Origin of the sequence: Pseudomonas sp. PDM24 (assembly GCF_019218905.1) — a bacterium.
Classification (GTDB): Bacteria; Pseudomonadota; Gammaproteobacteria; order Pseudomonadales; family Pseudomonadaceae; genus Aquipseudomonas.
Genome location: NZ_JAHUWR010000006.1, coordinates 74,589 through 86,736 on the forward strand (window position 1 = coordinate 74,589; position 12,148 = coordinate 86,736).

Genomic DNA, 12,148 nt, shown 5'->3' on the forward strand with positions numbered 1-12,148 from the left:
ACGAGTATCGCTTATCTGATTGCCTAACCCGAAACAAAAAAAACCCCGCCAAGGCGGGGTTAAAACGAGAGGAGCTTTAACGGATGAAGAAAGAGCTCATACAGCGTTTACTGCGATTTAGAACACGTATTGAGCACGGACCACGAAGCCGTCACCGCTGTCATCACCGGTGCGACGGGCAGGCGTCGTGCCGCTGGCCGCTGTGGCATTGGTCACGTTGTCCGTCTTGGCCTTGAGGTAGGCGCCAGTGATTTTCACTGCTTCGTTGGCGTACCAGTTGACGCCCAGGGTATGCACTTGGGCTTCGGCATCGCCGACATCGCGGGTCAGGCTGGCAGTGGTGATGTTGTCGTCTTCGACGGTCAGGCTGTCGTAACGATAGAACAGCTCCCAGGCGCCGATGGACTTGTTGGCTGGCTTGATCGCATCGAACTTGCCGACTTTATAGCCACGGGCTTCGCCGGTGAGGGTGTAGGCACCCTGAACGTAGAAACCGTGACCCTTGATGTCTTCAAGGTTGCTGGCATCGGCCTTGGTTTTGCGGGCGATGTATTCACCCTGGATCGAGGCCGGGCCCATGGCGAATGCGGCTTCCAGGCCGTAAGCGTCGTCACGGTCATAGGAGCCGGCAGCCGAAGTGGAACTGCCGCCCAGCACCGGACGGTTGCCGTTGGTGCCAGCATCGTTGCCACCGAGGGTTTCGACGCCACGCATGCCCATGCGGGTGCGATAACGCGAGTCGAACGCCGTATCGGAGACATCACGGGAAGCCACGTTCACACCGAAGTGCAGCACGCTGCCGGCGTCATGCATCGGCGCGAATACAAAGCGGCCGTTGACCTGTTTAACGCTGTCGCCATCGGTATCGTCGGTGTCTTTGCTGAACACGCCGGCGGAAGCGTAGAACGAATCAGCGAAGGTGCTGGAGGCTTGCAGGCCCAGACCATTCTGGTGGCTGTTCGCCCAATCGACCATGTCGTACGCCATGTTGCGTTCTGGCGCAGTGACCCACTTGGAGCTGGTGGCTTTTTCCAGACCGAAATCCGGGTCGAAACGACCGACTTTGATCGAGACCGGTTTGAAGCCGTTGTAGGCCAACGACGCTTCGTCGAAGTAACCGTTATCGGAATCACCGCTGTTGTGGGAGAAGTCGTAGTTGATGGTGTAAGCCCAATCTGTGTACAGCACACCGGACAGTTCCAGGAAGCCACGACGGATGTAGGCCGCGTCAGCGGTATCGCCGTTTTTGGTGTAGACACCATCGAACTGGCTGTAGTCAGCCTGCAAGCGACCGCCGAGTTTGAAGCTGAATTCTTTATCGGTGGTGGCGACTTCGAGGCCGCCCTTGGTTTTGACTACGATATCGGCGCCGTCAGTGGTGACGGTGCCAGCGAAAGCCTGGGCGGTTACTGCCATGGCCAATGCGCTGGCGGCAAAACCGGCGAAGTGCTTACGGATCATCGAAGAGTTCCCCTAATTGGTGGTCTGTAGCTTGGAAACACGCGGGTCTGGCCCGCTTGTGTTGGGAGGGAATCTTGGAGGCGGGGTATTTCAGCCGGGTTGCTGATAGATAAAGATTTTATGACAGGGGAACTTTTTTACTTCGAATCGAAATAACAGAAAAGCAGCGCCAAGGGATGAGCTGCAAGCCGTAAGCTAGAGCGGCTGAAGGGGTATGTTACGGGCGGAAAAACTACGGTTTGTTCTTCAGATGTTCGTTGGCAAGCCGTTCAGCCAGCGCATCCAGATCAGGTACAGGCGGCTCGGGCATCACTTTCAAGGTGGCCTGCATCAACCGCATCTGCCGAATGAACCGTCGGCAATTGGGGCAAAACATCAAATGATGTCGCATCATCAGTCGTTCTCGAAAACTCAATTGGCCATCGAGATAATCACTGGAGCGCGCCACTTGTTCCTTGCAGGTCAACATTCGCCGGTTTCCTCAAAATGCTCCACGGTCGCAAAGACCTTCAACCGTGCCCGATGCAGCAGCACACGAACATTGGAGAGCGAGATCTCCAGAAGATTACAGATCTCCTCCAACTCCAGTCCCTGTCGCTCACGCAACAGCAAAACACTGCTTTGCAGTTCCGACAGGCTGAGCAGCGTGTGCTCCAGACATTCGCGCAACTCGTTTTCGGTCAACAGGGCCTCTGGCGTGTCCTGATGCCAGGCGTACGGCGCCACCAGCCAATGTCCATCCGTCGATGAAAAACGATCGTCATCGAGGGTGCCATGAGGCGACGGCAGGTCATCGAGCAGCACTTCCCGGCGGTTTTGCTTGTAGCGGCTCTTCGCCGAGTTGGCGGTGATGGTCAGCAGCCAGGTCTTGAGGCTCGAACGCCCCTCGAACCCGCCGAGATTGCGCACCACCGATAGCCATGCATCCTGTACCGCCTCGTCGACGTGTCGGTTGCCGACGATGGCATAGGCCACCGCGCGCATGGCGCTCTGGTAGGTGCTGACCAGTTCCTTGAAAGCCCTCTGCTCGCCCGCCAGCAGGCGTTCGAGTAGTAGGGTGTCGTCAGCTGCGGCCATGCAAACCTCGTTTCAGAACCATCGGTATTGTGGCGAGGGGCTTGCCCCACCGCCAGTGTAGGAGCCAGGCTTGCCGGCGAAGGCGTCCTTAAGAACGCCTTCGCCGGCAAGCCTGGCTCCTACGAAAAGCGGGGCAAGCCCCTCGCCACAATCAGGCGCACTCAGCGCTTGCGCAGAATCACACTACCGATCGAGTAGCCGGCGCCGAACGAGCTGAGTACCGCCAGCGAACCGCTGATCAGATCGTCCTGATTCTTGTGAAACGAAATCACCGAACCGGCAGAACTGGTGTTGGCATAAGTGTCGAGAATCACCGGGGCTTCTTCTTCGGTGGCTTCGCGGCCCAGCAGCTTCTTGACGATCAGGTGGTTCATGCTGAGGTTGGCCTGGTGCAGCCAGAAGCGCTTCACGTCGCTGACGTTGAGCTGGTTTTCTTCCAGGTGCGTGGCGATCAGCTCGGCGACCATCGGGCAGACATCGCGGAACACCTTGCGGCCTTCCTGGACGAACAGCTTGTCGGGGGCACCGATGCCCTCTTCCGCAGCGCGGTTGAGGAAGCCGAAGTTGTTGCGGATGTTGTTGGAGAACTTGGTCAGCAGTTTGGTGCTGACCACGTCGAACTGGTACTTGGACGTCGCCAGATCCGCACGTTCGATGATCACCGCCGTGGCGGCGTCGCCGAAGATGAAGTGGCTGTCGCGGTCGCGGAAATTCAGGTGACCGGTGCAGACTTCCGGGTTGACCATCAGGATCGCCCGGGCCTGGCCCAGTTGCACGCTGTTGGCCGCCGCCTGGATGCCGAAGGTCGCCGAGGAACAGGCGACGTTCATGTCGAAACCGAAACCCTGAATGCCCAGCGCTTCCTGGACTTCGATGGCTATCGCCGGGTAGGCACGTTGCAGGTTGGAGCAGGCGACGATTACGCCGTCGATGTCAGCGGCGGTCTTGCCGGCGCGCTGCAAGGCTTGTTCGGCCGCGCCGATGGCCATCTGGCAAAGCACCGACCACTCGTCGTTGGAACGTTCTGGCAGGCGTGGTGCCATGCGCTGCGGATCGAGGATGCCGTCCTTGTCCATGACAAAGCGGCTTTTGATGCCGGAGGCTTTTTCGATAAACGCCGCGTTGGATTCGGTCAATGCCTCGACTTCGCCGCGCGCGATGGCGTCGGCGTTGTCGGCGTTGAACTGCGCGACGTAAGCGTTGAAAGACTGCACCAGCTCTTCATTGGAAATACTGTTGGCCGGGGTGTACAGGCCGGTGCCACTGATGACGACGTTATGCATGGTCGTTTCTCTAATCCGTTCAGGCAGAAAGCGCTGGCACCGACGTACCAACACACAAAGGGTCTATTCCAGGTCAGGACGCAAACCTGGTATCGCTTTATTCCGATCCGCCCGGGCCCGTGAAGGCTCAAAACCGCGAGGCTGGCGTTTATAGGCGCGAAGTTTGCCATAAACGCTGGCTTTTGGCGCCTTTTGCAAGAACAAACGCCTGCCGCAGAGGCAACGAATTACCTGTAGGAGCCAGGCTTGCCGGCGAAGGCGTTCATGAGGACGCCTTCGCCGGCAAGCCTGGCTCCTACGAAAAGCGGTTCACGGTTATGGCTCGACCTGGCTCCATTGCTTGTTCAGGCGCTTGTCGGAGATCGGCACCTTGGTCCCCAATTGCTGCGCGAACAGCGAGACCCGGTATTCCTCCAACCACCAGCGATAGAGTTCCAGCTGCGGATCGCGCTTGCCTTCCTGGGCGTGTTTGTTGGCGCGGGTCTGGTATTGGGCCCAGAGGCCGGACAATTCTCCGCTCCAGACCCGGTCCCTCTGCACCTGAGCGCCGATTTTCTCGAAGCGCTGCTCGACCGCTTTCAGATAACGCGGCAATTCCCTGAGCCACTGCATCGGGGTTTCGCGCACGAACCCCGGATACACCAGATGGCTGAGCTGCTGCTTGATGTCGTTCAAGGCCACGGCTTGCGCCAGGTCGATCTTGCCCTTGAAGCGTTTTTGCAGGCCGTGCCAGAGCTTGAGAATCTCCAGCGTCAGCTTCGCCAGCCTTTCGGCGTGCTCGGTCCAGCCGCCACGTTTGCGCTCGGCCAGCGACGCCAGCCCGGCGCCATCCCGTGGCAACGGGTCTTCGCCCTCGAGAATGCAGCTGTCGAGACTGGCCAGCAGAATGTCTTCCACCAGGCTGTCGACTCGCCCCATGTCGCGGTACATCAGGCCCAACTCGGTCAGCCCCGGCAACTTGCCGCGCAGGAACTTCGCCGGTTCCGCCAATTGCTGCATCAGCAAGCGCTGCAAGGCCCGGCGATGCTGGAACTCGGCTTCGGCCGGGGTCGAGAATCGACCTTCCTTGACTGTGCCGCCCTCTTCCACCAGCGCCGGATACACCGTCATCGATAGCCCGGCGATTTTCTGCTGGGTTTTTTCGGCCACGGCGGCGAAGACTTTCGGCTCCACCGGCTGTTGGCTCTTCGCCGTTTGCGGTACAGCCAACGCAGCCTGGCTCGCCTCGGCAAAGCGTGCGGTCAGCTCGGCCAGGTCACGGCCTTCGCCGAGGAACTTGCCCTGACCGTCGACGATTTCCAGGTTCATCCGCAAATGACTGTCGACCTGTTGCGACGCTTCGGCCCAGGCTTCATCGCTGACCCGCGCACCGGTCATGCGCAACAGTTCACGGCCCAGCGCTTGAGGCAACGAGCCCTCGGCGAAAGTCATGCGCTGCAATGCGGCTTTGACGAAGTCCGGCACCGGCACGAAATTCTTGCGCAACGCTTTAGGCAGGTTGCGCACCAGCGCAATGCACTTGGCCTCGATCACGCCCGGCACCAGCCATTCCAGTCGTTCCGGCGGCAGCATCGGCAACAGCGGCGCCGGCACGCGCAAGGTCACGCCGTCGCGAGGATGGTTGGGTTCAAAGTGATAACTCAGCGCCAGTTCCAGATCACCGATGTGCAGGGTGTCCGGGTAATGCGCGGCGGTGACTTCACTGGCTTCGCGGGCCAGCACGTCTTCTTCGCGCATGATCAGCAGCTGCGGGTCTTTCTGACTGTTGACCCGGTACCAACTGTCGAAGGTCGCGGTCTGGTGAATCTCTGCTGGCAGTCGCGCATCGTAGAAGGCGAACAAGGTTTCTTCGTCGGCGAGGATGTCGCGGCGGCGCGCCTTGGCTTCCAGTTCATCCAACTGTTCCAGCAATTTCTGGTTGGCCGTCAGACATTTGGCTTTGGATTGAATCTCGCCGCGCACCAGACCTTCGCGAATAAAAAATTCACGAGACACCACCGGATCGATCGGCCCGTAATGCACCGGCCGGCGCCCGACCACGATCAGCCCGAACAGGGTGATTTGCTCGAAGGCCACGACCTGACCGCGCTTCTTCTCCCAATGGGGTTCGAAGTGGTTTTTCTTGATCAGGTGCCCGGCCAGCGGCTCGATCCAGTCGGCGTCGATCTTGGCGACCATCCGCGCGTAGAGTTTGGTGGTTTCCACCAGTTCGGCGGTCATCAGCCATTGCGGACGCTTCTTGCCAAGGCCCGACGACGGGTGAATCCAGAAGCGCCGCTGACGGGCACCGAGGTAATCGCCTTCATCGGTTTTCTGACCGATCTGGCTGAGCAGCCCCGAGAGCACGGCTTTGTGCAGTTTCGGGTAATCCGCCGGCTCTTTGTTGAGGCTCAACTGCATGTCGCGGCAGATCAGACTCAACTGCCGATGGGAGTCGCGCCACTCGCGCAGGCGCAGGTAATTCAGGAAGTTCTTGCGGCACCAATTGCGCAGCGGGCTGGCCGTCAGGGCCAGGCGTTGTTCTTCAAAACCACGCCACAGATTGACCAGCCCGGCGAAGTCCGAGTCCACGTCTTTCCACTGCGCGTGAGCCTGATCCGCCGCTTGTTGGCGCTCTGGCGGACGTTCGCGCGGGTCCTGAATCGACATGGCGCTGGCGACGATCAGCACTTCCTGCAAGCTGCCCAGTTTCGCCGCTTCCAGCAGCATGCGGCCCATGCGCGGGTCCACCGGCAACCGCGCCAGTTGGCGACCAAGCGGCGTCAGCTGACTGTTGCGGTCCACCGCCGAGAGTTCTTGCAGCAGGTTGAAACCGTCGCTGATGGCCTTGCCATCCGGCGGCTCGATAAACGGGAAATCGGTGATCTCGCCGAGGCGCAGATGGAGCATCTGCAAAATCACCGCCGCGAGGTTGGTCCGCAGGATTTCCGGGTCGGTAAATTCCGGGCGGCCGATGAAATCTTCTTCGCTGTAGAGGCGGATGCAAATACCCGGTTCGACCCGCCCGCAACGGCCTTTACGCTGGTTGGCGCTGGCCTGGGAAATCGCTTCGATGGGCAGGCGCTGCACCTTCGCGCGGTAGCTGTAACGACTGATGCGCGCGGTGCCGCTGTCGATCACGTAACGGATGCCCGGCACCGTCAGCGAGGTTTCGGCAACGTTGGTCGCCAGTACCACGCGACGTCCAGGGTGAGACTGGAAAATCCGCTGTTGCTCGGCCGGCGACAGCCGCGCGTACAACGGCAGAATCTCGGTGTGTTTGAGCTGGGCCTTGCGCAGCATGTCCGCCGCATCGCGAATCTCGCGCTCGCCGGGCAGGAACACCAGCACGTCGCCGGGACTCTTGCGCTCACTGCGTTCAAACGCGGCAATCTCGTCGAGGGTGGCGAGAATCGCCTGATCCACGGTCAAGTCGTCCTCGACGCGGTTGCCCTCTTCGTCCTGCTCCAGGGTCAGCGGGCGGTACCAGGTTTCCACGGGGAAGGTGCGGCCGGAGACCTCGACGATCGGCGCATCGTCGAAATGCTTGGAGAAACGCTCCAGGTCGATGGTGGCCGAGGTGATGATGACTTTCAGATCTGGACGACGCGGCAGCAGGGTTTTCAGGTAACCGAGCAGGAAGTCGATGTTCAGGCTCCGTTCGTGCGCTTCGTCGACGATGATCGTGTCGTAGCGTTCGAGGTAGCGGTCGTTCTGGGTTTCCGCCAGCAGGATGCCGTCGGTCATCAGTTTGATCAGGGTGTTGGAATCGCTCTGATCCTCGAACCGCACCTGATAGCCGACCAGCGCGCCCAACGGCGTCGCCAACTCTTCAGCGACCCGGCTCGCCACACTGCGGGCGGCGATTCGACGGGGCTGGGTGTGGCCGATCAGGCCGTGCTGGCCGCGGCCGATTTCCAGGCAGATTTTCGGCAACTGGGTGGTTTTACCCGACCCGGTTTCGCCGGCAATGATCAGCACCTGATGCTTGAGCAGCGCCGCTTTGATTTCGTCGCGCTTGGCGGCGATTGGCAGGCTGTCATCGTAACGAATCACCGGCAGGCTGGCGCGCCGCGCCAACACCTGATCGCAAGACGCCTGCGTGCGCGTCACCCACTGGGCCAGTTTGGCCTCGTCAGGTTTCTTGCGCAGCTCCAGCAACTGCCGCCGCAGCCGGTGGCGGTCGGCGAGCATGGCGTGATCGAGGTTTTTCAGCAGTTTGTCGATTGAAGGCGATTCGTCAGTCATCAGGTACGCAAAAGTCGTCTAGTGGCGCAGGGGGCGGATTGTCGCAGATTTGGCAGCGATTGCGGGTGGTTCTACTGTAGATGCTGTGTAGGAGCTGTGTAGGAGCTGTCGAGTGAAACGAGGCTGCGATCTTTTGATTTTGATTTTTAAGACAAGATCAAAAGATCGCAGCCTCGTTTCACTCGACAGCTCCTACAGGGGTGGTGTTATTCGTTATCCAGGCCCTTGCGGCGATACGGGAACACGTCGATCACTTTGCCGGCGCGAATCGCCTCCTGCAAACTCTTCCAGTAATCGGCGTTGTACAACTCGCCATGCAACTGATCGAACAACTTTCGTTGCCCCGAATCGGCAAACAGGAACGGTGGAAATTCCTCGGGGAATACATCCAGCGGCCCGATCGAGTACCACGGTTCGGAGGCCATTTCGTCTTCCGGTGTACGCGGTTGCGGGATGTGGCGGAAGTTGGCTTCGGTGAGGAAACAGATCTCGTCGTAGTCATAAAACACCACACGACCGTGACGGGTGACGCCAAAATTCTTCAGCAACATGTCGCCGGGGAAAATGTTCGCCGCCGCCAGTTGCTTGATCGCCAGACCGTAATCCTCCAGCGCCTCGCGAACCTGCGCCTCGTTGGCGTGTTCCAGATAAAGGTTCAATGGCGTCATCCGGCGTTCGGTCCAGCAGTGACGAATCAGCACCGTATCGTCCTCCACCGAGACCGTGGACGCGGCCACTTCGAGCAACTCTTCCAGGCATGCCGGTTCGAACTTGCTCAAGGGGAAACGGAAGTCGGCGAACTCCTGGGTGTCGGCCATCCGCCCGACCCGGTCGACGCTTTTCACCAGGCGATACTTTTCGATCACCGTGGCGCGGTCGACGTTTTTCGACGGTGAAAAGCGGTCCTTGATGATTTTGAAGACGGTGTTGAAGCCCGGCAGGGTAAACACGCTCATGACCATGCCGCGCACGCCGGGGGCCATGATGAACTGGTCGTCAGTGTTGGCCAGGTGATTGATCAGCGCGCGATAAAACTCGGACTTGCCATGCTTGTAGAAGCCGATCGAGGTGTACAGCTCGGCGATGTGCTTGCCCGGCAGGATGCGTTTGAGAAAGCCGATGAATTCCGCCGGCACTGGCACATCGACCATGAAGTACGAACGGGTGAAGGAGAAGATGATCGACACCTCCGCCTCGTCGGTGATCAGCGCATCGATCTGGATGCCCCGGCCTTCGCGGTGCAGCAGCGGAATCACCAGTGGCCATTGCTCGTCGGGGGTGTAAATGCGCCCCACCAGATAGGCGCCCTTGTTGCGGTAAAGCACCGAGGAAAACAGTTCGACGCTCAGCTGCGGGTCCTTGCAGACCCAGTCCGGCAGGTTCTCGCGCAATTGCGCTTCGAGGCGACGCAGGTCGCCGGCCAGATCGGCGTAATCTTCGCTGAAGCGGTAGTCGGCAAAGATGCTCGTGAGCATGCCGGACAACTGCCCCTGCGGCTTGTAGATGCGGGTTTGCGCGGCCCGGGCGCGGCGCAGGCTCGGCCGCGTGGTGTGAATGAACATGCAGCCGTCGCTGATCAGGTCATGGCTGAACAGGCCGCAGAAAATCGAGTTGTACCAGGTCTCGGACAGTTCATCGTCGAAGCGCAGGTCGATCAGGCTAATATAAGCGCTTTTGACCAGCGGCCAGTTGCTGACGTCCATCAGCACATCGGTCGCGAACGACGCATGCAAGCGCCCTACCGTTTCGCCGACCTTTTCTTCATAGAGGTTGATCCGCGCCGCCGACGCGACTTGCGTCTCTTGCCATTGGGCCTGCTCGAAACGGGCTCGGGCGCCGTCGGTGATCTGACGGAAATGCTCGCGGTAATCGTCAAAGCCATCGAGGATCATTCGGGCGATGTCGGCGGCTGGCCATTGCTGCGGCATAGGTAAAACCTCGGCGGCTGTTTTTGTCGTTGGAGCCTGAGCTTAGTGGCCCTGTGTGACGCAACGCAACCATTGCCTTGCGCCCTGACTGGCGCGACACTTGCGCGCCAATCAAGGAAGGAAAGCGCTGTGAACCCCGTCGATATCCTGCGTATGTTGTCGCTTGCCGCCATTTGGGGTGCGAGCTTTCTGTTCATGCGCGTTATTGCCCCAGTGATTGGCACAATCCCCACTGCTTTTTTTCGCGTGTCGATTGCCGCCGTCGGGCTGCTGGTGATCCTTGGGCTGATGCGCATCAGCTGGGATTTCAAAGGCAAATTCAAGACGGTGATGCTGCTGGGGATGATTAACTCCGGGATTCCAGCGACCCTCTATTCCGTGGCCGCCCAGGTGCTGCCGGCCGGTTACTCGGCGATTTTCAACGCCACCACGCCGCTGATGGGTGTGCTGATCGGCGGATTGTTCTTCCATGAAAAACTCACCGCCGCCAAGTTGGGCGGCGTCTTTCTCGGCCTGTTCGGCGTGGGCATCCTCACCCGCGCCGGGCCGGTAGCGTTCAACATGGAACTGCTGATGGGCGCACTGGCGTGCCTGATGGCCACCACCTGCTATGGCTTTGCCGGGTTCCTCGCCCGGCGCTGGCTCGACCATGCCGGCGGTCTCGACAGTCGTCTTTCGGCGCTGGGCAGCATGCTCGGCGCGACGTTGTTGTTGCTGCCGCTGTTTGGCTACAGCGTGCTCAGCCAGCCACCGGCGAGCTGGGGCGGCTGGAATGTCTGGCTGTCGTTGCTGGGGTTGGGTTTGGTCTGCACAGCCTTTGCCTACATTATTTACTTCCGTTTGCTGACGTCGGTTGGCCCGGTGAAATCGATGACCGTGACCTTCATGATCCCGCCGTTCGGCGTGTTGTGGGGGGCGCTGTTGCTGGATGAGCCGCTATCGATGGCGCACCTTTATGGCGGAGTGTTGATTGCGCTGGCGTTGTGGCTGGTGTTGAAGCCGGCGGTGGTGAAGTCGGTTGAGGTGGCTGCCCGGTAGTAATGTGGTGTTGCTGATGACGCCTTCGCGGGCAAGCCTCGCTCCTACACTGGAAATGCATTCCCCCTGTAGGGGCTGCCGAAGGCTGAGATCTTTTGATCTTGCTCTCCGGCGGCCCCGAAAGGATCGCAGGCTACGCCAGCTCCTACACTGGATCGGTGTTACGACGAAGATCCAGTGCAGGAGCTGTGCCTGGAGCGGCCTTTCGGTTTCAAGCGTTCTTACGGAACACAAACACCAGGCCGACGATGATCAGCCCCATTCCCAGCAGGCTCAACGTCGCCAGTCGGTTGCCGAAAAACAGGTAATCCATCACCGCCGTCACCGCCGGCACCAGGTAAAACAGACTGGTGACATTCACCAGATTGCCTCGTGCAATCAGCCGATACAGCAGCAGCGTCGCCAGCACTGATACCACCAACCCCATCCACAACACCGGCACGATGAACCCGGTGCCGTGTTCGAAATGAAACGGCTGGAACGGCACGAATATCCCGCAGAGCAACAACCCCGCCAGATACTGCACCGGCAGTGTGCCGAGAGGATTATCGGTAATGCGTTTCTGCATGATCGAGCCGAACGTCATGCTCGCCAGCGCCAACAGACCGAAGAGCATGCCAGCCAATGACATGCCGGCCAGACCGATGCCTTGGTAAACCACCATGATCAACCCGGCCAGGCCCAGCGCCAGACCGAAGATCCGGCTTATTGACCGGTGCCGTTCCATGATCACTACGGTGAGAATCGGTTGCACGCCCATGATGGTTGCCATCATGCCGGGGGTGACCTTCAGGTCCAGGGCCAGCAGATAGAAAATCTGATAAGCCCCCAGCAATACCACGCCCGTGGCCATCGCATACAACATCGGCTTGCCGCCCTTGGGTAGTTTCAGCTTGAGCAACGGCATCAACAGCACCAGCCCGCACAAGGCAATGGCGAAACGAATCAGCAAAAAGGCGAAGGGTGATGCGTGCGCCAACCCCCATTTGGAGAAGATCGCGCCGCTGCTCCACAGCAAAACGAACAGGCTCGTGGACGCCGCCGCGAGCGCGGATTTTTTCGAAAGGACAAACATGAATACCACCTGTAGTCAGGCAAAAAGCCAACTCAGCCGAAGCTGAAATTCAGTAGTTT

The 12,148-nt window shown here is 59.7% G+C and carries 8 protein-coding genes; 1 reads left to right on the plus strand and 7 read right to left on the minus strand.

Annotation, left to right across the window (positions count from 1 at the left end; genetic code table 11):
* Positions 1 to 117: 117 nt before the first annotated feature.
* From KW837_RS19845 to aceK, 6 genes are all read right to left on the minus strand, one after another.
* Positions 118 to 1,461 carry an OprO/OprP family phosphate-selective porin gene (locus KW837_RS19845; RefSeq protein ID WP_192344392.1) on the minus strand — a complete coding sequence of 448 codons (1,344 nt, stop codon included), beginning with the start codon at positions 1,459 to 1,461 and terminating at the stop codon, positions 118 to 120.
* 232 nt (positions 1,462 to 1,693) lie between these two features.
* Positions 1,694 to 1,930, minus strand: coding sequence for an anti-sigma factor (locus tag KW837_RS19850; RefSeq protein ID WP_123501124.1), 237 nt, complete (start codon positions 1,928 to 1,930; stop codon positions 1,694 to 1,696).
* The gene (locus tag KW837_RS19855; protein ID WP_218398117.1) at positions 1,924 to 2,538 is read right to left on the minus strand and encodes an RNA polymerase sigma factor; all 615 of its coding nucleotides are present in this window, start codon (positions 2,536 to 2,538) and stop codon (positions 1,924 to 1,926) included. Before KW837_RS19855 ends, KW837_RS19850 begins: the two co-directional genes overlap by 7 nt.
* Positions 2,539 to 2,699: 161 nt before the next feature.
* The gene (locus tag KW837_RS19860; protein ID WP_192344391.1) at positions 2,700 to 3,821 is read right to left on the minus strand and encodes a beta-ketoacyl-ACP synthase III; all 1,122 of its coding nucleotides are present in this window, start codon (positions 3,819 to 3,821) and stop codon (positions 2,700 to 2,702) included.
* 315 nt (positions 3,822 to 4,136) lie between these two features.
* Positions 4,137 to 8,048 carry an ATP-dependent RNA helicase HrpA gene (gene hrpA, locus KW837_RS19865; RefSeq protein ID WP_218398119.1) on the minus strand — a complete coding sequence of 1,304 codons (3,912 nt, stop codon included), beginning with the start codon at positions 8,046 to 8,048 and terminating at the stop codon, positions 4,137 to 4,139.
* Positions 8,049 to 8,254: 206 nt separating this feature from the next.
* Positions 8,255 to 9,976, minus strand: a complete 1,722-nt coding sequence (aceK, locus tag KW837_RS19870; RefSeq protein WP_218398121.1) for a bifunctional isocitrate dehydrogenase kinase/phosphatase — start codon at positions 9,974 to 9,976, stop codon at positions 8,255 to 8,257.
* A 129-nt stretch (positions 9,977 to 10,105) separates the two neighbouring features.
* Between aceK and KW837_RS19875 the strand changes: the two genes are divergently transcribed.
* Positions 10,106 to 11,014: a DMT family transporter gene (locus KW837_RS19875; RefSeq protein ID WP_218398123.1), complete on the plus strand. Its 909-nt coding sequence runs from the start codon at positions 10,106 to 10,108 to the stop codon at positions 11,012 to 11,014.
* A 211-nt stretch (positions 11,015 to 11,225) separates the two neighbouring features.
* Here KW837_RS19875 and KW837_RS19880 read toward each other — a convergent pair whose 3' ends face one another.
* Complete coding sequence (locus tag KW837_RS19880; protein WP_218398125.1) at positions 11,226 to 12,089, minus strand: DMT family transporter; 864 nt, start codon at positions 12,087 to 12,089, stop codon at positions 11,226 to 11,228.
* Between the last annotated feature and the right edge of the window lie 59 nt (positions 12,090 to 12,148).

What these genes read in the sequence shown, in the direction of transcription:
- KW837_RS19845 (WP_192344392.1), bottom strand. Translation starts at nt 1,461, where the DNA reads ATGATCCGTAAGCACTTCGCCGGTTTTGCCGCCAGCGCATTGGCCATG.
- KW837_RS19850 (WP_123501124.1), bottom strand. Translation starts at nt 1,930, where the DNA reads ATGTTGACCTGCAAGGAACAAGTGGCGCGCTCCAGTGATTATCTCGAT.
- KW837_RS19855 (WP_218398117.1), bottom strand. Translation starts at nt 2,538, where the DNA reads ATGGCCGCAGCTGACGACACCCTACTACTCGAACGCCTGCTGGCGGGC.
- KW837_RS19860 (WP_192344391.1), bottom strand. Translation starts at nt 3,821, where the DNA reads ATGCATAACGTCGTCATCAGTGGCACCGGCCTGTACACCCCGGCCAAC.
- hrpA (WP_218398119.1), bottom strand. Translation starts at nt 8,048, where the DNA reads ATGACTGACGAATCGCCTTCAATCGACAAACTGCTGAAAAACCTCGAT.
- aceK (WP_218398121.1), bottom strand. Translation starts at nt 9,976, where the DNA reads ATGCCGCAGCAATGGCCAGCCGCCGACATCGCCCGAATGATCCTCGAT.
- KW837_RS19880 (WP_218398125.1), bottom strand. Translation starts at nt 12,089, where the DNA reads ATGTTTGTCCTTTCGAAAAAATCCGCGCTCGCGGCGGCGTCCACGAGC.